The sequence below is a fragment of the Citrobacter sp. CK191 genome (assembly GCF_030333435.1).
Taxonomy (GTDB): domain Bacteria; phylum Pseudomonadota; class Gammaproteobacteria; order Enterobacterales; family Enterobacteriaceae; genus Citrobacter_B; species Citrobacter_B koseri.
The window spans coordinates 18,987-44,395 of sequence record NZ_JAOWFX010000032.1 but is presented as its reverse complement, the minus strand read 5'-3'; the positions used below and the strand labels follow the sequence as shown (position 1 = coordinate 44,395).

Genomic DNA, 25,409 nt, shown 5'->3' with positions numbered 1-25,409 from the left:
TGGGGCTTTTCAGCCCCATCAACAGTGATGAAAATGCATTGAACGCGATTATAGGATAAAACGACTCAGATCTTCATCTGCGACCAGCGCATCCAGATGTTTGCTCACATATTCCGCATCAATTGTTATGCTCTGACCATTCAGATCGCTGGCATCATAGGAGATATCTTCCATCAGACGTTCCAGAACGGTATGCAGACGACGCGCACCGATGTTTTCGGTGGTTTCGTTTACCTGCCATGCCGCTTCGGCAATGCGTTTGATGCCGGACTCGGTAAACTCGATGTCCACGCCTTCGGTCGCCATCAGCGCTTTGTACTGAACGGTAACGGACGCGTTCGGCTCGGTGAGAATGCGTTCGAAATCTTCCGTCGTCAGCGCTTTCAGCTCAACGCGAATCGGCAGACGCCCCTGCAACTCGGGGATCAGATCAGACGGTTTCGCCACCTGGAACGCGCCGGAGGCGATAAACAGGATGTGGTCGGTTTTCACCATACCGTGCTTGGTAGAGACGGTGCAGCCTTCTACCAGCGGCAGCAGGTCGCGCTGTACGCCTTCGCGGGAAACGTCCGGGCCAGAGGATTCGCCGCGTTTACAGATTTTGTCGATTTCGTCGATAAACACGATTCCGTGCTGTTCAACGGCGTCGATAGCTTCCTGTTTCAGCTCTTCCGGGTTTACCAGTTTGGCCGCTTCTTCTTCAATCAGCAGCTTCATCGCGTCTTTGATTTTCAGCTTACGCGGTTTTTGTTTCTGGCCGCCCAGGTTCTGGAACATGGACTGCAACTGGCTGGTCATCTCTTCCATTCCCGGAGGCGCCATAATTTCAACGCCCATCGGTGCGGCTGCGAGATTGATCTCAATTTCTTTATCGTCGAGTTGGCCTTCACGCAGTTTTTTGCGGAATGCCTGGCGCGCGGCGGACGGCTCTTGCTGTTGCTCAGCCTGACCCCAGTTATTTTTCGCTGGAGGGATCAGCGCGTCGAGAATACGCTCTTCCGCCATTTCTTCTGCGCGGTAGCGGTTTTTCTCAATAGACTGAACGCGCACCATCTTGATCGCGGAGTCGGTCAGGTCGCGGATAATGGAATCCACTTCTTTACCCACATAACCGACTTCGGTGAATTTTGTCGCTTCAACTTTGATGAACGGCGCGTTGGCCAGTTTTGCCAGGCGACGCGCGATTTCGGTTTTACCTACGCCGGTCGGGCCGATCATCAGAATATTTTTTGGCGTCACTTCATGGCGCAGCTCTTCGTTGAGCTGCATGCGGCGCCAGCGGTTACGCAGAGCAATCGCCACGGAACGCTTGGCGTTGTCCTGGCCAATGATGTGCTTGTTCAGTTCGCTGACGATTTCGCGTGGGGTCATTTCAGACATGGGAGATCCTTACGCTTTAGACGGTAATTCTTCAATGGTGTGGAAGTGGTTGGTGTAAATGCAGATATCGCCTGCAATATCCAACGCCTTTTCAGCAATTTCGCGGGCGCCCAGTTCGGTATTTTCTAACAGTGCGCGTGCCGCAGCCTGGGCGTAGGGACCACCGGAGCCGATAGCAATCAGATCATTTTCCGGCTGTATGACATCGCCATTACCCGTGATGATCAGTGAAGCGGTTTCATCTGCGACGGCCAGCAGCGCTTCGAGCTTGCGTAGCATGCGGTCGGTACGCCAGTCTTTTGCCAGTTCAACGGCGGCTTTGACCAGGTGGCCCTGATGCATTTCCAGTTTACGCTCAAACAGTTCGAACAGCGTGAATGCGTCTGCCGTTCCCCCTGCAAAGCCCGCAATGACTTTATCGTTGTACAGACGGCGAACTTTCTTCACGTTGCCTTTCATTACGGTATTGCCCAGTGTGGCCTGACCATCACCGGCGATTACCACATGGCCGTTACGGCGTACGCTTACTATTGTTGTCACGAGCAGACCCCTTGGTTACAAATGCAGAATACAGGCCCCGCACGCGGTACGGGGCATAATGCAAATATAAATGGGGGGGATTTTGGGGGTTTCAACCCCCGGAGGCGAGTCGAATGCAGTTTGTGTGACCCGCCATCTTCAGGCGGTTAAGGGTGCTGTCTGCATTCTCTTTGCCTTTGACAGGGCCGATGACCACACGATTCCACCCGTTGTTGGTGGTGATTTTGGAGTCAAAGCCTTCAAAAGCCAGCTGGGCACGCACGGTTTCCGCTTGCTCGGCGCCTTTGAAGGAGCCGCATTGCACCATCCAGCGACGTTCATCTTTCTTCTCTGCCGTCTGTTTTGGCGCTTCAGGTTCACGCGCGATCGGCGCGGCCTGCTGCGTTTTAGGCTGAGAAGTCGTTGTGTGCGCAGGCGTCTGCAACAGGTCCTGATAAGGCTGCTGGGATGTCGTCTGCTTCGGCTGCTGAGTCTGGCGTGGCTGCTGTGCAGGCGCAGTCTGCGCCGTACGCGGTTGCTGCTGTGGCTGTTGGTACGGTTGCTCCGTCACGCGTGGCTGCGTACGCGGCTGTTGAACCGGCTGGGTGTTAGCCCACTGCTGCTGTTGTACCTGCTGCTGTGCCTGACGCTGGCGCTGCAATGTCTGCTGACGCTGTTCAGGCGTCTGTTCGTTCCACGGCACTTCGTTAAGCTGGGTCGGCTGCTGGCGCATATCCGCCTGCATTTGCGCCAGTAGCTGACGCTGCTCGCTGGTGAGCTGCTCCGGGTTCATCACTTCGCCGCCCGCAGAAGGCTCGGTTGGCGCACGCACGCCCGGCTGGCGGCTTTCCAGTTCTTTAATGTAGCGCCAGCGCTCTTCCGGCTTCGGGGGCAGCCCGTTGCCGGTCACTTTCTGGCTTTGCAGCGTTTCGGACTCTTCTTTTTTGTGATGAGTAATGAAGTACAGACCCCCGATAAAGGCCACAAGGACAGCCGCCGCAATAGCGACCATTGCGGGTGAAACCGCAGGCGTGTTGCGTTGCTTTTTCCGTGAGGTGCTCTTTTTGCGCCGCGAAGGTGCCGGTTGACCGCGACGTACATAATCTCGTTGTGCCACTATCGTTTCGCTGTATTTATTCGTTCGTCAGCCCGCCATGTTACTTAAGCGGCGGGCTTTTGACCAGATAGGTGAGTCTTAAAGGTTTAAGTTAAGGCTCGCGTCGAACCACGAATAATTAACTCGCAGTCCAGCAAGCGCGAGCCGCTGCTGACATTTTGCCCCTGTAACTGGTCGAGCAAGAGCAGCATTGCTTCGCGCCCGATATCGAAGCGCGGCTGTGAAACCGTCGTCAGAGGTGGGTCGCAAAATTCCGCCAGCGCAATGTTATCAAAGCCAATGATGGACAGATCGTCAGGGACTTTCAGACCATGACGCTTGGCCCAGGAGAGCGCGCCGAGCGCCATAACGTCGCTGTGACAGAACACGGCGGTCGGAGGCTGCGGAAGCGCAAGCAGCTGTTGCAGCGCGTGACCGCCCGCCTCGTAGGTGAAATCGCCCCGGGCGATATAATGCGGGTCGACGGTAATGCCGCAGCGACGCAGCGCCTGCACATAGCCTTGCAGACGGTAGTGGCACAGCGGCATCTCCTCCGGCCCGGCAATGCATCCGATACGCTGGTGCCCCTGTTCATGCAGATAATTTACGGCGTTAAAGGCCGCAGTCAGGTTATCAATATGAACGGTAGGCAGCTCCAGCTCCGGCGCGAATTCGTTGGCCATCACCATCGGCGGCAGATTCCGTTGCTCTTCAATGCTGGCGTCGAACGGCAGACGTGAACCGAGCAATAACATGCCATCAATTTGTTTGGTGATGATCAAATTGATAAAGGTCTTCTCTTGCTGATTCTGGTGCGCGCAGTCACCAATCAACACCAGATATCCGTGGCTTGCGGCGGTAACCTCAATGCCCCGGATGATTTCACTGAAAAAGGGATCACAAATATCCGGGACGATCACCAGGATGGTGCGTGATTCATTTCGTTTGCTATTTCGCCCCATTGATTGCGGTAAATATCCCACCTCCATCGCCGCCTGTTCAACCCGGTTACGGGTCGACTGGGAGACTTTATCCGGGTTCATTAACGCACGGGACACGGTTGCTGTTGAGACTTTCGCCTTCATAGCAACATCTTTCATTGTAGCGGCAGCAACCTGTTTCTTCGGTTTCACACTCTCTCCTCGCCTGGGAAATCAGGCGCAGAACTATCCTTGTTTAACTCACATCGAAAACATTTTTATCAGATAGTTAATGGAAGCGGTTACAGAATTTTCATAAAAAGTGTGATGGATATTTAATTTTACGATCCGCCTCGCATCGTGACCCGTTATCCCTCAATGGGATCGACATCCAGCACCCATTTAACCTTGCGGGATTCGGGTAGCGTATTGATGAGCGCCAGCGTGCCGCTGACGATATGTTGCAGACGAATTCGCGACGGATGCTGCAACAAAATTTGCCAACGGTAGCGGCCGCCGCGTTTTGGCGCGAGCGCAGGCACCGGGCCTAATACCCAGAGCTTGTCATCCGCAAGCGGGCTGGCCTGAATCAGATTACGCAGCTGTTGCAGGAACACCGGCGCCTGCTGGTTGTTATGATCTTCCGCCCGCACAATCACATGGCTGGTCCACGGCGGAAGTTGCAGCGTTTGCCGCTCGGCCAGCGCCTGTTCAGCAAAAGCGTCATAGCCTTTGTGCAGCAAGGTTTGCAGTAAAGGGTGCTCTGGATGGTGGGTCTGCAATACCACCTCGCCCTGTTTTCCGGCGCGTCCGGCGCGGCCGGAAACCTGAGTGTAAAGCTGGGCAAAACGTTCCGCCGAACGGAAATCCGCCGAGAACAGCGCGCCGTCAACGTCCAGCAACGCCACCAGGGTGACGTCCGGGAAATGGTGCCCTTTCGCCAGCATTTGCGTGCCGATCAAAATGCGCGCGCCGCCGCGATGGACTTCCGCCAGATGCTGCTCCAGCGCGCCTTTACGGCTGGTGGTGTCGCGGTCGATGCGCGAGACCGGCACACCGGGAAAGAAGGGCGCCAACGCCTGCTCAAGCTGTTCTGTCCCTAACCCGACCGGCACCATATGCGTGGAGCCGCAGGAAGGGCACTGACGCGGTATCGGGCGCTGGCTGTCGCAATGGTGGCAGCGCAGGTGGTGTTGCGCCTGGTGCAACGTGTAATAGTGATCGCAGCGCGGACATTCGGCAATCCAGCCGCAGTCGTGGCATAACAGCGCAGGAGCAAATCCCCGGCGGTTAAGGAAGAGAATGACCTGGTTATCTGCCTGCAGGTGCTGATGCATACGGGCGATAAGCGCGGGAGCCAGCCCGGCCTGGATCTCCTGGCCTTTTAAATCCAGCACATGCTGGAGGGCAGGGCGTGCGTTGCCTGCCCGGCGCGTCAGGCGCAGCATGCGGTACTTTTTTTGTCGCACGTTGCATAACGTCTCCAGCGCCGGTGTTGCCGAGCCGAGAATAATCGGGATTTGTTCGCTGTGAGCGCGGTATACCGCCAGGTCGCGGGCGTGGTAACGCCAGCCTTCCTGCTGCTTATAGGAGCTGTCATGCTCTTCGTCGATCACAATGACGCCGAGGTTTTTAAACGGCGTAAACAACGATGAGCGGGTGCCGATGACAATCGCCGCCTCGCCGTTTTTGGCTTTCAGCCAGGCTGAGAGACGTTCGCTGTCATTTAACCCGGAGTGCAGAACTTCGACGGGGGCGTTGAAGCGCTCGCGAAAGCGGGCGATGGTTTGCGGCGTCAGGCCAATTTCCGGCACCATCACCAGCGCCTGTTTGCCCTGAGCGAGGACGTTTTCCAGTACGCTGAGATAGACCTCTGTTTTACCGGAACCCGTAACGCCCGCCAGCAGCCAGGCAGAAAAGCTGTCCGACGCGCTGTGTATGGCGCCAACGGCGGTGGCCTGTTCGGTATTGAGACGCAGCCGATCGCCACAGACGGCGTAATGGGTGCGCCAGTCGCTAAAGCCGGGCGTTTCGCTCGCCAGCTCGCACAGTCCTTTTTTACGCAGCGCCTGGAGCGCCGCGTCATTAAATTCAAGATCCGCCACCTGGTCGCGCCAGATCTTCCCCTGCCGCAGCGCGGCCAGCGCCTGTTGCTGTTTAGGCGAACGCTTCAGGCTATTGAGATCGATAGCGTGGCCGTCTTCGGTGGCGAACCAGTACCACATCGGCGCGTTGCTGGCGGGTTTCCCCTGGCGCAGCAAAATCGGCAGAGCGTGAAACAGAACGTCACCCATTGGATGGTGGTAGTAATCCGCCGCCCAAAGCAGCAAACGCCAGACGGAGGGCGAAAAGACCGGCTCGCTGTCCAGTACCTCAACGACCGCTTTCAGTTCGTTAAGCGGCAGTTCGCTTTGTTCGCTGACCGACACCACAATCCCGACGCGTTCCTGCTGTTTGCCAAACGGCACGCGCACCCGACACCCGGCTTTGACGGTCATGCCTTCTGGCAAGAGATAGTCAAAGGTGCGGGGTAGCGGAACGGGCAAGGCAACGTGCGCGACGGGCATGTAATCATCCTGGCTGACTTGAATTCTGGCGGGTTAGTATACACATTGTGATGAGGGAGCGCGGATCAGTTTGCATACGCTGGTCAAATTCTGTATGATTCGCCGCCTTTGATACACATTTGTATCATCGACCTATACTATCAACATCGCGTGGTGTCTGGCGTTAGGGCTGGAAGAGCGACGCGGCCTTAAACCGAGGTTTCCCCATGAAAAAAGATATTCACCCGAAATACGAAGAAATTACTGCAAACTGCTCTTGCGGTAATGTCATCAAAATCCGCTCTACTGCAGGTCACGACCTGAACCTGGACGTGTGCGGTAAATGCCACCCGTTCTACACTGGCAAACAGCGTGATGTTGCTACCGGTGGCCGTGTTGACCGCTTCAACAAGCGTTTCAGCATCCCGGGCAGCAAATAAGTTATTGCTGTCAAAGAAAAAAGCGCCGAAAGGCGCTTTTTTTGTCTTTGCCTGATGGCGTTGACGCTTATCAGTACCTGCGGTACTGAATCCTTCCGCCGCTATCCGGCAAAAAAATCAATACTCCCACGTATCCGGGTCGATCCCCAGTTCACGCATGATGATTTTGGCCTCTTCCGGTATTTCATCACTGCGCTCTTTACGCAAGTCTTCATCGTTCGGCAATGGTTGCCCGGTAAAGGCATGCAGAAACGCTTCACACAGCAGTTCGCTGTTGGTGGCGTGACGCAGGTTGTTCACCTGACGACGCGTGCGTTCATCGGTGAGGATTTTTAACACCTTCAGAGGAATGGAAACCGTAATCTTTTTGACTTGCTCACTCTTCTTACCGTGCTCAGCGTATGGGCTGATATATTCGCCGCTCCATTCAGCCATGAGATACCTTTAATCTTCTCGTCATTAGTTAAGGGCCAGAATCGTCGTGCCTGGCCGTAATCCCGCATAGTTTACCGTACAGGCGATATCGTGACACGGGTTAAGCGTCTGTAGATGTGCGCTAATGCATATAATTTTAACGGCTATTTCCAGTTTGCTCAATCTATACGCAAAGAAGTTTAGATGTCCAGATGTATTGACGTCTATTGTAACAATGTTTACTCTGGTGCCTGACTTTTCACCGATTCAGCCCAGGAACTTCTCAACATGACGCGTAAACAGGCCACCATCGCAGTGCGTAGCGGGTTAAATGACGACGAGCAGTACGGTTGCGTTGTCCCGCCGATTCACCTTTCCAGCACCTATAACTTCACTGGTTTTAATGAACCTCGCGCCCATGACTATTCGCGACGTGGAAATCCGACGCGTGATGTGGTTCAGCGCGCGCTGGCGGAGCTGGAGGGCGGTACGGGCGCGGTGCTGACCAATACCGGGATGTCGGCCATTCTGCTGGTGACGACCGTGTTCCTGAAGCCGGGCGATCTGCTGGTGGCGCCGCACGACTGCTACGGCGGTAGCTATCGCCTGTTTGACAGCCTGGCGAAGCGGGGCTGTTATCGCGTGCTGTTTGTCGATCAAGGCGATGAGCAGGCGCTGAAAGCGGCGCTGGCGGAAAAACCGAAGCTGGTGCTGGTGGAAAGCCCCAGTAATCCGTTGTTACGCGTGGTGGATATTGCGAAAATCTGCCAGCTGTCGCGAGAAGCGGGCGCGGTGAGCGTTGTGGACAACACGTTTTTAAGCCCTGCGCTGCAAAATCCGCTGGCGTTGGGCGCCGATCTGGTGTTGCATTCATGCACGAAATATTTAAACGGCCATTCGGATGTGGTGGCTGGCGTGGTGATTGCGAAAGATCCAGAGATTGTCACCGAACTGGCATGGTGGGCCAATAATATTGGTGTCACCGGCGGCGCGTTTGATAGCTATCTGCTGCTACGTGGGCTGCGTACTCTGGCGCCGCGAATGGACGTGGCTCAGCGCAATGCCCAGGCCATTGTGGACTATCTGCAAACCCAGCCGCTGGTGAAAAAACTGTATCATCCGTCGCTGCCGGATAATCAAGGGCACGAGATTGCCGCGCGCCAGCAAAAAGGTTTTGGCGCAATGTTGAGTTTTGAACTGGATGGCGATGAGCAGACGCTGCGTCGTTTCCTGGGCGGGCTGTCGTTGTTTACGCTGGCGGAATCCTTAGGGGGTGTTGAAAGCCTGATCTCCCACGCCGCAACGATGACACATGCAGGCATGGCGCCAGAAGCGCGTGCTGCCGCCGGAATTTCAGAGACGCTGCTGCGTATCTCCACCGGTATTGAAGATGGCGAAGATTTAATTGCCGACCTGGAAAATGGCTTCCGGGCTGCAAACAAGGGGTAAACATGAGTGTGATTGCGCAGGCAGGGGCGAAGGGTCGTCAACTGCATAAATTTGGTGGCAGTAGTCTGGCAGACGTGAAATGTTATCTGCGTGTCGCAGGCATTATGGCGGAGTACTCGCAGCCTGACGATATGATGGTTGTTTCCGCCGCCGGTAGTACCACCAACCAGTTGATTAGCTGGCTGAAGTTAAGCCAGACCGACCGCCTCTCCGCGCATCAGGTGCAACAGACGTTACGCCGCTATCAGAGCGATCTGATCAGCGGGCTGCTTCCCGCCGACGTTGCGGATGGTCTGATCAGCGCTTTCATTAGCGATCTGGAGCGTCTTGCCGCGCTGCTCGACAGCGGCGTGACCGATGCCGTTTATGCCGAAGTCGTCGGGCACGGCGAAATCTGGTCTGCGCGTCTGATGTCCGCAGTGCTGAATGAGCAAGGACTGGCGTCGGCATGGCTGGACGCGCGTGAGTTTTTACGCGCTGAACGCGCCGCGCAGCCGCAGGTAGATGAAGGTCTCTCTTACCCGTTACTGCAACAACTGCTGGTGCAGCATCCGGGCAAACGTCTGGTCGTTACCGGTTTTATCAGTCGCAGCAATGCGGGCGAAACGGTGCTGCTGGGCCGTAACGGTTCTGACTATTCCGCCACGCAAATTGGCGCGCTGGCGGGTGTTTCCCGCGTCACCATCTGGAGCGATGTGGCTGGGGTTTACAGCGCCGACCCGCGTAAAGTGAAAGATGCCTGCCTGCTGCCGCTGTTGCGTCTGGATGAAGCCAGCGAGCTGGCGCGTCTGGCCGCGCCGGTTCTGCACGCCCGTACCCTACAGCCGGTTTCCGGCAGCGATATCGATTTGCAGTTGCGCTGTAGCTACACGCCGGATCAGGGGTCCACGCGCATTGAACGCGTGCTGGCGTCCGGCACCGGGGCGCGTATCGTCACCAGCCATGATGACGTCTGCCTGATTGAATTTCAGGTGCCCGCCAGCCAGGACTTTAAACTGGCCTGGAGAGACGTCGACCAGATTCTGAAACGGGCGCAGGTGCGTCCGCTGGCGGTTGGCGTGCATAACGATCGCCATCTGCTGCAATTCTGCTACACCTCTGAAGTCGCTGATAGCGCATTAAAAATTCTTGATGAAGCGGGCCTGCCGGGCGAATTGCGCCTGCGTCAGGGGCTGGCGCTGGTCGCGATGGTTGGCGCTGGCGTCACCCGTAACCCGCTGCACTGCCACCGCTTCTGGCAACAGCTGAAAGGCCAGCCGGTTGAATTTACCTGGCAGTCGGAAGAGGGGATCAGCCTGGTGGCCGTACTGCGCACCGGCCCGACCGAAAGCCTGATTCAGGGGCTGCACCAGTCTATTTTCCGCGCGGAAAAACGCATCGGCCTGGTGCTGTTCGGCAAAGGCAACATCGGTTCCCGCTGGCTGGAGCTGTTTGCCCGCGAGCAGAGCACGCTCTCCGCGCGTACCGGGTTTGAATTTGTCCTGGCGGGCGTGGTGGATAGCCGTCGCAGCCTGCTGAACTACGAAGGGCTGGATGCCAGCCGTGCGCTGGCGTTCTTCAACGACGAAGCGATTGAGCAGGATGAAGAGTCGCTGTTCCTGTGGATGCGCGCTCACCCGTATGACGATCTGGTGGTGCTGGATGTCACCGCCAGCGAGCAACTGGCCGATCAGTATCTTGATTTCGCCAGCCACGGCTTCCACGTCATCAGCGCCAATAAACTGGCGGGGGCGAGCACCAGCGATAAATATCGCCAGATCCACGACGCGTTCGAAAAAACCGGGCGTCACTGGCTGTATAACGCGACCGTCGGCGCGGGCCTGCCGATCAACTATACGGTGCGCGATCTGATTGACAGCGGCGATGCCATTCTGTCGATCAGCGGGATCTTCTCCGGCACGCTGTCGTGGCTGTTCCTGCAATTTGACGGTTCCATACCGTTTACCGATCTGGTGGATCAGGCCTGGCAGCAGGGGCTGACCGAGCCGGACCCGCGTGTTGACCTTTCTGGTAAAGATGTGATGCGCAAGCTGGTGATTCTGGCGCGTGAAGCGGGTTACGACATCGAACCGGACCAGGTGCGCGTTGAATCGCTGGTGCCCACACACTGCGAAGAGGGATCTGTCGATCACTTCTTTGAAAATGGCGATGAGCTGAATGAGCAGATGGTACAGCGTCTGGAAGCCGCTCGTGAAATGGGGCTGGTGCTGCGCTACGTGGCGCGTTTCGACGCCAACGGTAAAGCGCGCGTTGGCGTTGAAGCGGTGCGCCCGGAACATCCGCTGGCGGCGCTGCTGCCGTGCGATAACGTCTTTGCCATCGAAAGCCGCTGGTATCGCGACAATCCGCTGGTGATCCGCGGGCCGGGAGCCGGTCGTGACGTCACCGCCGGGGCGATTCAGTCGGATATCAACCGCCTGGCGCAGCTGCTGTAGTGTTTGTTGCCGGATGGCGCTGCGTTTATCTGGTCTACGGAATATGTAGGCCGGATAAGGCAACGCCGCCACCCGGCGATTCACCGAGTTGCAAACACCTCTTTTGCGGCGAACAGACCGTTCAGCGCAGCCGGAAAACCGGCATAAACCGCCATCTGCATTATCACTTCGATAATTTCCTCCTGCGTTAACCCCACATGTCGCGCGGCGGCAATATGTACCTTCAACTGCGGCGTAGCGTTGCCCAGCGCGGTTAACGCGGCGACGGTTGCGATTTCCCGACTGCGTAAATCCAGCCCTGGCCGGGAATAGATATCGCCAAACGGAAATTCGATCAGATAGCGGGCAAAATCTGGCGCAATGTCTTGCAAACTTTCGATCACCGCATCGCCACCCTTGCCATCCACCTGTTGCAGCATTTTCTGACCGGTAATAAAGCGTTCTGAATGCATAGTGTATTCCTCGTTTGTCTGGAGTCTGTGGCGTGAGGATAGGGGGTGCGGAATGATTTGGATAATACCGTTTCCGTGATACTTTTTCGGTATGACAACATTCCCTCTGCACTCTCTGGATATCCGCCTGCTACGCTACTTTGCCGTGGTGGCGGAAGAGAACAATATGAGCCGCGCGGCACAGCGACTGTTTATGTCGCAACCGCCGCTGAGCCGCCATATTCGCCAGCTTGAAGAACGCCTGGGGGTGACGCTTTTTGTCCGTCATACTCGTGGACTCACGCTGACGGATGAGGGTCTGCGCGCGCTGGAAATCGTCCGCCCGCTGCTGGCGCAGCAGGACAAAACGTATGCTGCGCTGAATCAACTGGCGCAAACCGGCGCGCGATCGCTGCGTTTAGGGCTGAGCACCGCGTTTGAGCAGGGGATTTTTGCCCTCCTGGAGGCGCAGCTGAATACACGTGTGGAGAGGCTGCATATTGTGCGTCATGGTTCGCCTGAACTGGTACGCCAGGTGCGTCGGGGAAAACTGGATGCGGCGGTAGTGGCACTGCCGCTTGAGGCCACAGGGTTAACCGTCACGCCGCTCGACTGGCAAGAACCGTTGATTGCCGCATTACCCTCCGTCTGGCCGGAAGCGAGCCTGACGTCGCTCTCCTTAGCTGCGCTTAACCACCGCCCGCTGTTCTGGTTCAAACGGGAACGTAATCCGGCCTTTTTTGACTACACCCGGCACATTTTCCGTCGCGCTGGTTACGCCCCCTCCTGCCTTGAAGAACCGCTGGAACATGATGTGCTGCTCGCGCGAATCGCCCACGGCGATGGCCTGAGTTTGCTCCCGGGCTCGTTTGCCGCTATTCAGCGCCAGGGCGTGATATTCCGCGCACTTAGCGACACTGAATTACGTATTCGTGCCGGGCTGGTGATGCTGCCTGAGAACGCTGTACGGTTGCGGTGGTTAAATACGCTTGCGATGCAATCCTTCATTATTTCGGACTGATTTGAATTTTTTTCACGTTGTCTGAGTATTCCTCACCTTTAACAGTGATTTTTCTGTTGACGGCATCCCACTTTTCGGTCATTTTTACATCCAGACGTCTAAACGGATAGATGTTCACAACACAACATATAATGACATGCGATTGATGAGGTAAGGTATGAGCTTTTTTCACGCCAACCAGCGGGAAGCCCTGAATCAGAGCCTGGCGGAAGTTCAGGGTCAGATTAATGTTTCGTTCGAGTTTTTCCCGCCGCGCACCAGTGAAATGGAGCAAACCTTGTGGAACTCTATCGATCGACTGAGCAGCCTGAAACCGAAGTTTGTCTCCGTGACCTACGGCGCCAACTCCGGTGAGCGCGACCGTACGCATAGCATCATCAAAGGCATTAAAGAGCGTACGGGCCTGGAAGCCGCGCCGCACCTGACCTGCATCGACGCCACCCGCGATGAACTGCGTACCATTGCCCAGGATTACTGGAATAACGGTATCCGCCATATTGTTGCCCTGCGCGGTGACCTGCCGCCGGGGAGCGGCAAGCCGGATATGTATGCCGCTGACCTGGTCAGCTTACTGAAAGAGGTTGCCGATTTTGATATCTCCGTCGCCGCTTACCCGGAAGTCCACCCGGAAGCGAAAAGCGCGCAGGCGGATCTGCTCAACCTGAAACGCAAAGTCGATGCTGGCGCTAACCGCGCAATTACCCAGTTTTTCTTCGATGTGGAAAGCTACCTGCGTTTTCGCGATCGCTGCGTCTCTGCGGGCATTGATGTCGAAATTATTCCGGGAATTCTGCCGGTCTCCAACTTTAAGCAGGCGAAGAAATTCGCTGATATGACTAACGTGCGCATTCCGGCGTGGATGTCACAGATGTTTGACGGCCTGGATGACGATGCGGAAACCCGCAAGCTGGTCGGGGCGAATATCGCGATGGACATGGTGAAGATCCTGAGCCGTGAAGGCGTGAAAGATTTCCACTTCTACACCCTGAACCGCGCTGAAATGAGTTACGCCATTTGCCACACGTTGGGTGTGCGGCCCGGCCTGTAACATGATTAGCCCTCTTCGGAGGGCTTTTTTATGCACATTTTGATCTGACGCCTGATACATAAATTTAAAAGATATTAGCTATCGAATCTGTGGGTTATTTCAACTATATCTTATCGTTGGTGATGTATATCGTAACGATAACACTGTAGAGGGAGCATATAGATGAGCATGTCTGACGATACCCATAATTCATTGTCTACCGGGAAGTGCCCTTTCCATCAGGGCAGCCACGACCGTAGCGCGGGTGCTGGCACCAGCAGCCACGACTGGTGGCCTAACCAACTCCGTGTAGATCTTTTGAATCAGCACTCCAACCGTTCGAACCCGCTGGGTGAGGACTTCGACTACCGCAAAGAATTTAGCAAACTCGACTATTCCGCCCTGAAAGGGGATCTTAAAGCTCTCCTGTCCGATTCTCAGCCGTGGTGGCCTGCGGACTGGGGTAGCTATGCCGGTCTGTTTATTCGTATGGCATGGCATGGCGCGGGCACTTATCGTTCCGTCGACGGGCGCGGTGGCGCCGGACGCGGGCAGCAGCGTTTTGCACCGCTGAACTCCTGGCCGGACAACGTCAGCCTGGATAAGGCGCGTCGTCTGCTGTGGCCTATCAAGCAGAAATATGGCCAGAAAATCTCCTGGGCCGACCTGTTTATTCTGGCGGGTAACGTGGCGCTGGAGAACTCCGGTTTCCGTACGTTCGGTTTTGGCGCCGGGCGTGAAGATGTGTGGGAACCGGATCTTGATGTGAACTGGGGGGATGAGAAAGCCTGGCTGACGCACCGTCATCCCGAAGCGCTGGCGAAAGCGCCGTTGGGCGCCACCGAAATGGGGCTTATCTACGTTAACCCGGAAGGGCCGGATCACAGCGGTGAACCGCTTTCCGCCGCTGCGGCTATCCGCGCGACGTTCGGCAATATGGGCATGAACGACGAAGAAACCGTGGCGCTGATTGGCGGCGGTCACACGCTGGGTAAAACCCACGGTGCGGCGGCGGCGTCCCATGTTGGCGTTGATCCAGAAGCCGCGCCGATTGAATTGCAGGGGCTGGGCTGGAGCAGTGACTACGGCAGCGGCGTAGGCGGCGATGCGATTACCTCGGGTCTGGAAGTGGTCTGGTCGCAGACGCCGACCCAGTGGAGTAATTACTTCTTCGAAAACCTGTTCAAATACGAGTGGGTGCAGACGCGCAGCCCGGCGGGCGCGATCCAGTTCGAAGCGGTTGATGCGCCAGAAATCATTCCCGATCCGTTCGATCCGTCGAAGAAACGTAAACCCACCATGCTGGTGACTGACCTGACGCTGCGTTTCGATCCAGAATTCGAGAAAATTTCCCGCCGTTTCCTCAACGATCCGCAGGCGTTTAACGAAGCATTCGCCCGCGCATGGTTCAAACTGACGCACAGGGATATGGGGCCAAAAGCGCGCTATATCGGACCGGAAGTACCGAAAGAAGATCTGATTTGGCAGGACCCGCTGCCGCAGCCGGTATTTAATCCGAGCCAGGAAGACATCGTCAACCTGAAGGCCGCGATTGCCGCGTCCGGGCTTTCCGTCAGCGAACTGGTGTCGGTTGCATGGGCATCTGCGTCAACCTTCCGTGGCGGCGATAAACGTGGCGGCGCTAACGGCGCTCGCCTGGCTTTAGCGCCGCAGCGAGACTGGGATGTGAACGCCGCTGCGGCGCGCGTTCTGCCGGTTCTGGAAGAGATTCAGAAATCGTCCGGGAAGGCGTCTCTGGCCGATATCATCGTCCTTGCGGGCGTTGTCGGTGTGGAGCAGGCAGCAAGTGCGGCGGGCGTCAGCATCAGCGTGCCGTTCGCGCCGGGCCGTGTGGATGCACGTCAGGATCAGACGGATATCGAGATGTTTGAGCTTCTCGAACCGATCGCAGACGGCTTCCGTAACTATCGCGCACGGCTTGATGTGTCGACCACCGAGTCACTGCTGATTGATAAAGCGCAGCAACTGACGCTGACCGCGCCGGAGATGACGGCGCTGGTGGGTGGGATGCGCGTTCTGGGCGCTAACTTTGATGGCAGCCAGAATGGCGTGTTTACCGACCGCCCGGGCGTACTCAGCAATGATTTCTTTGTGAATCTGCTGGATATGCGTAACGAGTGGAAAGCGGCGGACGAATCGAAAGAGCTGTTCGAAGGCCGCGATCGCCTGAGCGGTGAGGTGAAATTCACGGCGACCCGCGCAGACCTGGTATTCGGTTCTAACTCGGTACTGCGTGCCCTGGCGGAAGTTTACGCCAGCAGCGATGCGCGTGAGAAATTCGTGAAGGATTTCGTCGCGGCATGGGTGAAAGTGATGAACCTGGATCGTTTCGATCTGCTGTAAGCCATCTCAGTAAAATGTGTAGGCCGGATGAGCGTCAGCGCCATCCGGCAAATAAAAAAACCCGCACGATCTGCGGGCTTTTTGTCTCTCCTGACCGTTATTCCCACTCTTGCAGGAAACGCTGACCGTACTGGTCGGCAACCAGCAGGGCGGCGTAAACCTGATCCGGCGTGGCGCCGCCAGGCATGTTGTGAATGGTTTCGCCTTCCGCGCAGGAGGCTTCCGCCACCGTGCGCATCTTCGCCGGAATATCCTGCTTAATATCCAGTTGCGCCAGCGTGATCGGCAGGCCAACGGAATGGCACAACGCCGCAGCGGTTTCGATCTCTTCAACCGGCGCGTTTTCCAGTACCAGTTGCGTCAGCGTGCCGAACGCCACTTTCTCACCGTGATAGTAGTGATGCGCGTCTGGAATCGCCGTCAGGCCGTTATGTATGGCATGCGCCGCCGCCAGACCGCCGCTTTCAAAACCGACGCCGCTCAGGTAAGTGTTGGCTTCAATCACGCGTTCCAGCGCCGGCGTGACGACATGCTGCTCAGCCGCCAGCATGGCCTTTTCGCCCTCTTCGATCAGCGTGTTATAGCACAACTCCGCCAGCGCGAGCGCCGCCTGTGTACACTTGCCGCCCGCCATCGTGGTCGCGCCGCTGCGTGAACAGGCGCGCGCTTCAAACCAGGTCGCCAGCGCATCGCCGATACCGGCAGCCAGCAGACGTGCGGGCGCGCCCGCGACAATTTTGGTATCAACAATCACCATATTCGGGTTACGCGGCAGCATCAGATAGCGTTCAAACTCGCCTGCATCGGTGTAGATCACGGAAAGCGCGCTACAGGGGGCATCGGTAGAGGCGATGGTCGGCGCGATAGCGACCGGGACATCCATAAAGTGGGCCAGCGCTTTCGCGGTATCCAGCGTTTTGCCGCCGCCGATGCCGAGAACGGCGCCGCACTGCGCTTTATCTGCGACGATACGCAGACGATCGATTTCATTTTGCGAACATTCGCCGCCAAATGGCGCGATTTCCAGAGCCAGTCCGGCATCCTGGAAGCTTTTCTCCAGCGCGGATTGGGCAAAATTTAAGACAAACTTGTCTCCGACCACCAGCCAGCGTTTGGCCAGGGGTTTGAGATATTCTCCAAGACGTGTGATGACATCTGCACCCTGGATGTATTTACCAGGAGATTGAATAATGTGATCCATACTTTATTTCCCTCACAGGTTGATGTGGCCAAATGCGTTATTCCAGTCTTGCTCAAACTTCCCTATAGCTGACTCTACCGCAGGGGTATTGAGCATTTGTTGAGCTACATCTAAAGGAAGGGTGATTGCTTCGCATCCTGCGAGTAAGCAATCCAGCGCCTGACGCGGCGTTTTAAAGCTGGCGGCCAGTACCATGCTGCCCGGCGCATGCATCTCCAGCAAGGTTTGCAGTTCCTGCACCATACGGATGCCGTCGCCGCCCTGGGCATCAACCCGATTGACATACGGGGCGACGTATTTTGCGCCTGCCAGCGCCGCCAGCAAGCCCTGCGCTGCGCTGTAGACAGCCGTTCCCAGCGTCGTAATACCTTCTTTTTTGAGCTGTTTGATCGACGCCAGACCTTCGGCAGTGACCGGAATCTTCACCACAATACCAGGAATGGCATTGCTCAGGCGTTTGGCTTCTTCCACCATTCCTTGCGCATCGCGGCTCATCGTCTGGGCAAATAGCGTTCCCTCTTCGCCGATGGCTTTTTGCAGGCGAGGCAGTACATCCCAGATGGATTCTTTACTCGCCGCCACAATGCTTGGGTTGGTGGTGACGCCAGCAACAGGGAAGATGCGCGCCAGACGTTCGACTTCCGCGACGTTCGCGGTATCCAGATAGAGTTCCATTTTGCTCCCTCTTAGAGTTCAAGTTCATGTTGCAACAGGCTGGCAATTGCCTCGGCAGATGCGGCGTTGACCAGCGCGTTGCGGAATTCTTCGTGCATAATACGGCGGGCCAGGCGTGAGAAAATGCGCATATGCTGGTCGCCTGCGGCGTGTTTGTTGAGTGTCAGCATGATGATGAACTGCGCATCGTCATCGCCCCAGCGTACCGGCGCTTTCAGACGCGCTACGCTGATGGTGGACTGCTCAATGTGTTCAGATTTGCTGTGTGGAATGGCGAAGCTAAACCCTAACCCGGTGGAGAACACGGCTTCACGCGCCCACAGGTCGGCCTCCAGCTTGCGCGGGTAGCGACAGCGGCTTGCCAGCAGCAGGTTGTCGGTCATCCCCTTGATCACCTCTTCTTTGCTGCGCCAGTCGCTATCAAGCGTGATGCACTGGGCGGTGACCAGCGGCGCGTCCTGCTGGGTCATGCGGAATTGCGCCAGCAGATGCTCCACTTCCAGCGAGGTGCGACAGGCCATCGCCTGATTCAGCAACTGGCGGCAGGCACGACTGTCGAGCTGCGCCATCCGCGCTTTAGCGGCAGGAATTGACGGCGCGCTCATGCTGATCTCGTCCAGCCCCAGTCCGACCAGCAGCGGCAACACTGACCCTTTCGCGCCGAGTTCACCGCACAGGCCAATCCATTTCCCCTGACGATGTACCGCCTGTACGGCGAAATCCAGCGCGCGCAGGAAGGCCGGATTCAGGCTGTTGTAGTGACGAGTGACTTTGGCGTTGTCGCGATCGACCGCCAGCAGGTATTGCGTCAGGTCATTGCTGCCAATACTGAAGAAATCAATTTCTTCACAGCACTGGTCGATGATGAACATCACCGATGGCACTTCCAGCATGATGCCGAGGGGGATCTTCTCATCAAATGGGATGTGCTCATTGCGTAACTGCTGTTTAGCCTCCGCCAGCTTCTCTTTGACCCACAGGATCTCTTCCATTGAGGAGATCATCGGGATCATGATTTTCAGGCTGCCGTGTGCGGAAGCGCGGAGGATCGATCGCAACTGCGTGGTAAACAGCGTGGCGTACTCTTCATAAATGCGTACGGCGCGATAGCCGAGGAACGGGTTGGCTTCCGCAGGAATGTTCAGATAATCAACGGGCTTGTCACCGCCGATATCCATCGTGCGCACAATAATGCTACGGCCCTGTGCGGACTCCAGCGCCTGGCAAAAAATGTTGTACAGCTCGTTCTCGCAAGGTGCGCTGGTTCTGTCCATATACAGCATTTCTGTACGGAACAGACCAACCGCTTCCGCGCCGTTGCCGAATGCCGCTTGCGCTTCGAGGGAGTGCGCAATGTTGGCGGCCACTTCCATACGGATACCGTCGGCAGTGCGCGCTTGTTGGGTCAGCCAGATACGCTGTTGCTCGCGTAAAGCGTCCTGCACGCGGGCTTCCTGTTGGTAGTAACGGGTGACGGGTTCATCTGGCGCAACGACAATCGCACCGGCGTTGCCGTCGATATAGACCGTCTGGTGCAGCCACGGCGTTAGCGCCTCAATATCCACGCCAACCAGCGTGGGAATGTTGAATGAGCGGGCAAGAATAACCGTGTGCGAAGTCGTACCGCCGCTTTTTAACAACAAGCCTTTGAGGAACGTTTTATCCAGTTCGAGGAACTGGCTTGGGGTGAGTTCATCGGCCATACAGACGGTGGGTTGGGTCAGTTTGCCAGGCGCCGGGAAGCGTTGTTCGCCATAAATTTGTTGCAGGAGCTGGAAGCAGACGTCGCGTACGTCCAGCGCGCGTTCCTGTAAATAGCGGCTGCTGGAACGGGCAAACTCATCACAAAAGTGCCCGGCGCTTTCGACTATCGCCTGCGCGCAGCTTAAACCGCGCGCAACGCCTGCCAGCAAATGTTGGCGCAGGGAAGTGTCGCCTGCCAGCGAACGGTGGGCTTCCAGAATAGCGCTGGTGGCGCCGTCGCTGTCGAGCTGGCGGAACGCAATATTCTTTATCAGCAGCGTTAAGCCGTTATCCAGCGCAGATTGCTCGGTCTCTATATCACTGGCAGCAGGGAGTTCGCCGAGCGTATTGAGATCCAGCGAGGAGAGCTGCGTCAGAACGCCGCCCGCGCTGCCGGTGCAGACGGCGCGGGCGCGAAAAAACAGCGGGTTCAGGTTTGTCAGCGATGCTGGAAGCGGCTCCAGTTCACTGTTTTTGATCTCCGCCAGAGGCGCATCGCAAAGGGGGAATTCATCGCGCAGCCATTGGCTCAGGCGCTGGTGGGCATCCTGTTCGTCCGTACCCGAAATCAATAACTGACAGGCGTCGCCTGCCAGCGTGTCGGTGCCAATCAGCGCCAGCGCGCTTTTGGCGTTGCCTTTACGGTCGGTGCGCAGGTTATGCCACTCAATGTGTGAGGTAAAGGTGTTGCACAGCGTCTCAACGTGGCTTGCCGGGCGGGCGTGTACGCCATTGGGCAGCTCACAGGTAAATTCCACAATCAGGGCCATTGCCTTTCTCCCATAACGATTTTCTGGCTACAGGATAAAAGGGCGTTGCCGCATAGTGCCATGTGACAAAACTGCCAAATGCTGGACAAATGTAACATACACGTCAAATTGCGAGACACTTCACAAGTCGGAATGCGGCATCTTATTTCTGAGGTTTGATAAGTTATGAGGCGGATCGCATTTTTGTACTGATATTACAAAAATCCAGTAAATGGCCTTTTTATCCACTGTCTGCGCCGCGTTGGATTGCCTATTGTTTGCCACAACAACGTTATGGATAGGGGCCTGAAGCGGCCCGGGAGCGACTTATGAAAGAGTTGGTGCAGATCCTGAAAAACACCCGTCAACATCTGATGACCGGTGTTTCGCATATGATCCCCTTCGTCGTAGCGGGTGGGATCTTGCTGGCGGTTTCCGTCATGCTGTATGGCAAAGGCGCTGTTCCCGATGCCGCGACCGATCCTAATCTCAAGAAGCTTTTTGATATTGGCGTCGCAGGGCTGACGCTGATGGTGCCTTTTCTCGCCGCCTATATCGGTTACTCCATTGCTGAACGTTCCGCGCTGGCGCCTTGCGCGATCGGCGCCTGGGTGGGCAACAGCTTTGGCGCCGGGTTCTTTGGCGCGCTCATCGCCGGGATTATCGGCGGTATCGTCGTGCATTATCTGAAGAAAATCCCGGTGCATAAGGTATTGCGCTCGGTGATGCCTATCTTCGTTATCCCTATCGTCGGCACCTTCATTACCGCAGGCATCATGATGTGGGGGTTGGGCGAACCGGTTGGCGCGTTAACCACCAGCCTGACCCAATGGCTGCAAGGAATGCAGCAGGGCAGCATCGTGCTGCTGGCGGTCATCATGGGGCTGATGCTGGCCTTCGATATGGGCGGCCCGATTAACAAAGTGGCCTACGCCTTCATGCTGATTTGCGTGGCGCAGGGCGTATACAGCGTGGTGGCGATTGCTGCGGTGGGTATCTGCGTTCCGCCGCTGGGTCTGGGCCTGGCAACGCTGGTTGGTCGTAAGAACTTCTCTTCTGAAGAACGTGAAGCCGGTAAAGCTGCGCTGGTAATGGGCTGCGTTGGGGTCACGGAAGGCGCGATTCCCTTCGCTGCCGCCGATCCGCTGCGCGTGATCCCATCCATTATGGTTGGCTCTGCCTGTGGTGCGGTAACGGCTGCGCTGTTTGGCGCGCAGTGTTATGCCGGCTGGGGTGGGCTGATTGTTCTGCCGGTTGTGGAAGGCAAGCTGGGTTATATCGCGGCAGTCGCCGTCGGGGCGGTAGTGACGGCAATCTGCGTTAACGTGCTGAAAAGTCTGGCGCGTAAGAAAGTGTCTCAGGTTGATGAGAAAGAAGACGACCTGGATTTAGAGTTTGAGATGAATTAAGTGAGGAATGAGCCATGACGAAGATTATCGCAGTAACAGCATGTCCTTCTGGTGTCGCACACACCTATATGGCGGCCGAAGCGCTGGAAAGCGCGGCCAAAGCGAAAGGCTGGGAAGTCAAAGTCGAGACCCAGGGCTCGATTGGTCTGGAAAACGAACTGACTGCGGCGGATGTGGCGGATGCGGATATGGTGATTCTGACCAAAGATATCGGCATCAAGTTTGAGGAACGCTTTGCGGGTAAAACCATTGTCCGCGTCAACATCAGCGATGCGGTAAAACGCGCCGATGCCATTATGAACAAAATTGACGCGCATCTTTCGCAAATTGCTTAACGTTAGAATGCCCGATGGCGCAAGCTTATCCGGCCTACGATGTTAATCCCCGTAGGCCGGATAAGGCGCTCACGCCGCCATCCGGCAACAAGCTTGCCTACAGGAGTTCCTCATGACGAATCGTACCCAGCGCCTTAAAGCCGCACTTTTCCAGAATAACCGTGAAATTTCGCTTGAGCGCGCGCAGCTGTATACCGCCAGCTATCAGCAGACAGAGGGAGAGCCGGTCATATTGCGTCGTGCTAAAGCGACGGCGTATATCCTTGAGCATGTTGAAATTTCGATTCGTGATGAGGAGTTGATTGCCGGGAACCGCACGGTGAAACCGCGGGCGGGGATTATGTCGCCGGAAATGGACCCGTACTGGTTACTTAACGAGTTAGAACAGTTCCCGACGCGTCCGCAGGACCGTTTTGACATCAGCGAGGACGATAAGCGCCTCTACCGCGAGGTGCTGTTCCCGTACTGGGAAAAACGGTCGATGAAGGATTTCATCAACGGCCAGATGACCGATGACGTGAAAGCCGCCGTCAGCACGCAGATTTTTAGCGTTAACCAGACGGATAAAGGGCAGGGGCACATTATTATTGATTACCCGCGGCTGTTGAATCACGGTCTGGGCGAACTGGTGGCGCAAGTGCGGCAACACTGCCAGCAGCAGCCGGACAATCACTTTTACCAGGCGGCGTTGCTTCTGCTGGAGGCTTCGCAAGGCCACATTCTGCGTTACGCGATGCTGGCGGAGAAAATGGCGGAAAGCTGCCTGGATGCGCGTCGGCGTCAGGAGTTGCTCACCATTGCCGCGAACTCCCGACATAACATGCAGTACAAGCCGCAAACCTTCTGGCAAGCGTGCCAGCTGTTCTGGTACATGAACATCATTCTGCAATATGAGTCTAACGCCAGCTCGCTCTCGCTGGGGCGTTTTGACCAGTATATGCTGCCGTTTTATCAGGCATCGCTGAGCCAGGGCGAAGACCCGGCATTTTTAAAAGAACTCCTCGAATCGCTGTGGGTAAAATGTAACGACATCGTGCTGTTACGTTCGACCAGCAGCGCACGCTATTTTGCCGGATTCCCGACCGGTTACACTGCATTGCTTGGGGGATTGACGGAGAACGGACGCAGTGCGGTGAACGTGCTCTCTTTTCTCTGTCTTGACGCGTACCAGAATGTGCAGTTGCCGCAGCCGAACCTTGGCGTGCGTACCAATGCGCTGATTGACACGCCCTTCCTGATGAAAACAGCGGAGACGATTCGCCTCGGCACCGGTATTCCGCAGATCTTTAATGATGAAGTGGTTGTGCCTGCGTTCCTGAACCGGGGTGTTTCGCTGGAGGACGCCCGTGATTACGCGGTAGTGGGGTGTGTGGAGCTGTCGATTCCGGGCAGAACCTACGGCCTGCATGACATCGCCATGTTCAACCTGCTGAAAGTGATGGAAATCAGCCTGTATGAGAATGAAGGAAACCACGCGCTGACGTACGAAGATCTGTTGGCGCATATTCGCGCCAAAATCAGCCATTACATTACGCTGATGGTGGAAGGCAGTAATATTTGCGATATCGGCCACCGTGACTGGGCACCGGTGCCGCTGCTTTCCTCGTTTATCAGCGACTGCCTGGATAAAGGCCGTGATATTACCGATGGCGGCGCGCGTTATAACTTCTCTGGCGTACAGGGGATTGGCATTGCTAATCTGAGCGACTCCCTGCACGCGTTAAAAGGGCTGGTATTTGATCAGCAACGTTTACGTTTCGATGAACTGCTGGCGGTGTTAAAGGCGAACTTTGCGACGCCGGAAGGTGAGCGAATCCGTGCCCGGCTGATTAACCGCTTCGAGAAATACGGTAATGATATTGATGATGTGGATAACATCAGCGCTGAACTGCTGCGCCATTACTGTAAAGAGGTGGAGAAATACCAGAACCCGCGCGGTGGGCAATTTACACCGGGTTCATACACCGTCTCCGCGCATGTGCCGCTGGGTTCAGTGGTGGGGGCGACGCCGGATGGCCGTTTTGCCGGGGAACAGCTGGCAGACGGTGGGTTGTCGCCAATGCTCGGCCAGGATATGCAGGGGCCGACGGCGGTGCTGAAATCAGTAAGTAAACTGGATAACACGCTGCTTTCTAACGGTACGCTGCTCAACGTGAAGTTTACGCCCGCGACGCTGGAAGGTGAGGCCGGCTTGCGCAAACTGGCGGATTTTCTGCGCGCCTTTACCCAGCTTAAGCTACAGCATATTCAGTTTAACGTGTTGAATGCGGATACGTTGCGTGAAGCGCAATTGCGCCCGCAGGATTTCGCCGGGCTGGTGGTGCGCGTGGCGGGTTACAGTGCCTTCTTTGTCGAGCTGTCGAAGGAGATCCAGGATGACATCATTCGCCGCACCGCGCATCAGCTGTAAGAATCTGGAAACGAGCGCTGATGATGTCGCACGTATTTTCAACATTCAGCGTTATTCGTTGAATGACGGGCAGGGAATTCGTACGGTGGTCTTTTTTAAAGGCTGCCCGCATACCTGTCCGTGGTGCGCCAATCCAGAGTCTATTTCGCCACGCATCGAAACGGTGCGGCGGGAGAGTAAATGTCTGCACTGCTCGCCCTGCTTGCGTGATGCGGATGAATGCCCTTCCGGGGCGTTTGAACGTATCGGGCGCGATATTACGCTGGATGAACTGGAACGCGAGGTGATGAAAGACGAACTCTTTTTTCGCACCTCCGGCGGCGGCGTCACGCTTTCTGGCGGTGAAGTATTAATGCAGGCGGCGTTTGCCACACGATTTTTGCAACGTCTGCGACGTTTCGGCATTTCCTGCGCGATTGAAACCGCAGGCGATGCGCCTGCCAGCCGGTTGCTACCGCTGGCTAAAGTGTGCGATGAAGTGCTGTTTGATTTAAAGATTATGGAGCCGCACCGGGCGCATGAGGTGGTCAAAATGAATTTACCACGCGTGCTGGATAACCTGCGTTTACTGGTAAACGAGGGGATTACGGTCATCCCCCGTTTGCCGTTGATTCCGGGCTACACGCTCAACGTTGAGAATATGCAGCGAGCGTTAGCAGTGTTGCTATCGTCAGGGATTAATCAGGTGCACCTGCTACCGTTTCATCAGTATGGTGAAGCGAAATACCGTCTGCTTGGGCAGCCGTGGGCAATGAAAGATGTGCCTGTACCCTCGCCGCAAGAGGTGGCGGAAATGCAGGCGTTGGCAGAGCGAGCCGGGTTTCTGGTCACTGTGGGAGGTTAAT

General features: G+C 56.4%; 20 protein-coding genes. 10 read left to right on the top strand and 10 right to left on the bottom strand.

Going from position 1 to position 25,409, the window contains the following annotated elements; genetic code table 11:
* Window positions 1-48: 48 nt before the first annotated feature.
* The 5 genes from hslU to priA form a co-directional block, all read right to left on the bottom strand.
* Complete coding sequence (gene hslU / locus OGV82_RS16905; RefSeq protein WP_012133861.1) at window positions 49-1,380, bottom strand: ATP-dependent protease ATPase subunit HslU; 1,332 nt, start codon at window positions 1,378-1,380, stop codon at window positions 49-51.
* Window positions 1,381-1,389: 9 nt separating this feature from the next.
* Window positions 1,390-1,920 (bottom strand): ATP-dependent protease subunit HslV, encoded by a 531-nt coding sequence (hslV, locus tag OGV82_RS16900; protein ID WP_012133860.1) that lies wholly within the window; start codon window positions 1,918-1,920, stop codon window positions 1,390-1,392.
* A 91-nt stretch (window positions 1,921-2,011) separates the two neighbouring features.
* Entirely contained in the window at window positions 2,012-3,016 is a 1,005-nt protein-coding gene (gene ftsN / locus OGV82_RS16895) for a cell division protein FtsN (RefSeq protein ID WP_024130660.1), read from the bottom strand.
* 86 nt (window positions 3,017-3,102) lie between these two features.
* Entirely contained in the window at window positions 3,103-4,128 is a 1,026-nt protein-coding gene (gene cytR, locus OGV82_RS16890; protein WP_012133858.1) for a DNA-binding transcriptional regulator CytR, read from the bottom strand.
* Window positions 4,129-4,283: 155 nt separating this feature from the next.
* Window positions 4,284-6,482: a primosomal protein N' gene (gene priA, locus OGV82_RS16885; RefSeq protein ID WP_101744342.1), complete on the bottom strand. Its 2,199-nt coding sequence runs from the start codon at window positions 6,480-6,482 to the stop codon at window positions 4,284-4,286.
* Between the two features lie 206 nt (window positions 6,483-6,688).
* Here priA and rpmE point away from each other — a divergent pair, with 206 nt between their 5' ends.
* On the top strand, window positions 6,689-6,901 hold the full coding sequence (gene rpmE, locus OGV82_RS16880; RefSeq protein WP_024130659.1) for a 50S ribosomal protein L31: 213 nt from the start codon (window positions 6,689-6,691) through the stop codon (window positions 6,899-6,901).
* Between the two features lie 117 nt (window positions 6,902-7,018).
* On the opposite strand, the gene metJ is transcribed toward rpmE, so the two are convergent.
* Window positions 7,019-7,336, bottom strand: coding sequence for a met regulon transcriptional regulator MetJ (gene metJ / locus OGV82_RS16875; protein ID WP_012133855.1), 318 nt, complete (start codon window positions 7,334-7,336; stop codon window positions 7,019-7,021).
* Window positions 7,337-7,603: 267 nt separating this feature from the next.
* Here metJ and metB point away from each other — a divergent pair, with 267 nt between their 5' ends.
* On the top strand, window positions 7,604-8,764 hold the full coding sequence (gene metB / locus OGV82_RS16870) for a cystathionine gamma-synthase (protein WP_047459810.1): 1,161 nt from the start codon (window positions 7,604-7,606) through the stop codon (window positions 8,762-8,764).
* A gap of 2 nt (window positions 8,765-8,766) precedes the next feature.
* Window positions 8,767-11,199 carry a bifunctional aspartate kinase/homoserine dehydrogenase II gene (metL, locus tag OGV82_RS16865; RefSeq protein WP_047459806.1) on the top strand — a complete coding sequence of 811 codons (2,433 nt, stop codon included), beginning with the start codon at window positions 8,767-8,769 and terminating at the stop codon, window positions 11,197-11,199.
* 80 nt (window positions 11,200-11,279) lie between these two features.
* Here the strand turns inward: metL and OGV82_RS16860 are convergent, their stop codons facing one another.
* Window positions 11,280-11,651 carry a carboxymuconolactone decarboxylase family protein gene (locus OGV82_RS16860; protein WP_012133851.1) on the bottom strand — a complete coding sequence of 124 codons (372 nt, stop codon included), beginning with the start codon at window positions 11,649-11,651 and terminating at the stop codon, window positions 11,280-11,282.
* A gap of 91 nt (window positions 11,652-11,742) precedes the next feature.
* Here OGV82_RS16860 and OGV82_RS16855 point away from each other — a divergent pair, with 91 nt between their 5' ends.
* The 3 genes from OGV82_RS16855 to katG all read left to right on the top strand — a co-directional run bounded on the left by OGV82_RS16855 (window position 11,743) and on the right by katG (window position 16,042).
* Window positions 11,743-12,651: a LysR family transcriptional regulator gene (locus OGV82_RS16855; protein ID WP_101744341.1), complete on the top strand. Its 909-nt coding sequence runs from the start codon at window positions 11,743-11,745 to the stop codon at window positions 12,649-12,651.
* A 157-nt stretch (window positions 12,652-12,808) separates the two neighbouring features.
* Window positions 12,809-13,699 (top strand): methylenetetrahydrofolate reductase, encoded by an 891-nt coding sequence (gene metF, locus OGV82_RS16850; RefSeq protein ID WP_012133849.1) that lies wholly within the window; start codon window positions 12,809-12,811, stop codon window positions 13,697-13,699.
* Between the two features lie 162 nt (window positions 13,700-13,861).
* The gene (gene katG / locus OGV82_RS16845) at window positions 13,862-16,042 is read left to right on the top strand and encodes a catalase/peroxidase HPI (RefSeq protein WP_112001494.1); all 2,181 of its coding nucleotides are present in this window, start codon (window positions 13,862-13,864) and stop codon (window positions 16,040-16,042) included.
* A 97-nt stretch (window positions 16,043-16,139) separates the two neighbouring features.
* On the opposite strand, the gene gldA is transcribed toward katG, so the two are convergent.
* The 3 genes from gldA to ptsP are packed head-to-tail and all read right to left on the bottom strand — an operon-like array spanning window position 16,140 to window position 20,431.
* Window positions 16,140-17,243, bottom strand: coding sequence for a bifunctional L-1,2-propanediol dehydrogenase/glycerol dehydrogenase (gene gldA / locus OGV82_RS16840; protein ID WP_047459796.1), 1,104 nt, complete (start codon window positions 17,241-17,243; stop codon window positions 16,140-16,142).
* A 12-nt stretch (window positions 17,244-17,255) separates the two neighbouring features.
* The gene (gene fsa / locus OGV82_RS16835) at window positions 17,256-17,918 is read right to left on the bottom strand and encodes a fructose-6-phosphate aldolase (RefSeq protein WP_047459793.1); all 663 of its coding nucleotides are present in this window, start codon (window positions 17,916-17,918) and stop codon (window positions 17,256-17,258) included.
* An 11-nt stretch (window positions 17,919-17,929) separates the two neighbouring features.
* On the bottom strand, window positions 17,930-20,431 hold the full coding sequence (gene ptsP / locus OGV82_RS16830; protein WP_047459790.1) for a phosphoenolpyruvate--protein phosphotransferase: 2,502 nt from the start codon (window positions 20,429-20,431) through the stop codon (window positions 17,930-17,932).
* A gap of 308 nt (window positions 20,432-20,739) precedes the next feature.
* On the opposite strand from ptsP, the gene OGV82_RS16825 reads away from it, so the two are divergent.
* The 4 genes from OGV82_RS16825 to OGV82_RS16810 all read left to right on the top strand — a co-directional run bounded on the left by OGV82_RS16825 (window position 20,740) and on the right by OGV82_RS16810 (window position 25,408).
* Window positions 20,740-21,819: a PTS fructose transporter subunit EIIC gene (locus OGV82_RS16825; protein ID WP_012133843.1), complete on the top strand. Its 1,080-nt coding sequence runs from the start codon at window positions 20,740-20,742 to the stop codon at window positions 21,817-21,819.
* Between the two features lie 14 nt (window positions 21,820-21,833).
* Window positions 21,834-22,154: a PTS fructose-like transporter subunit IIB gene (locus OGV82_RS16820; RefSeq protein ID WP_024130658.1), complete on the top strand. Its 321-nt coding sequence runs from the start codon at window positions 21,834-21,836 to the stop codon at window positions 22,152-22,154.
* A 112-nt stretch (window positions 22,155-22,266) separates the two neighbouring features.
* A complete protein-coding gene (locus tag OGV82_RS16815; protein WP_047459786.1) occupies window positions 22,267-24,564 on the top strand; it encodes a formate C-acetyltransferase in 2,298 nt (765 codons plus the stop codon).
* On the top strand, window positions 24,530-25,408 hold the full coding sequence (locus OGV82_RS16810; protein ID WP_047459784.1) for a [formate-C-acetyltransferase]-activating enzyme: 879 nt from the start codon (window positions 24,530-24,532) through the stop codon (window positions 25,406-25,408). The genes OGV82_RS16815 and OGV82_RS16810 overlap by 35 nt, the downstream gene beginning before the upstream one ends.
* The last annotated feature ends 1 nt before the right edge of the window (window position 25,409 follow it).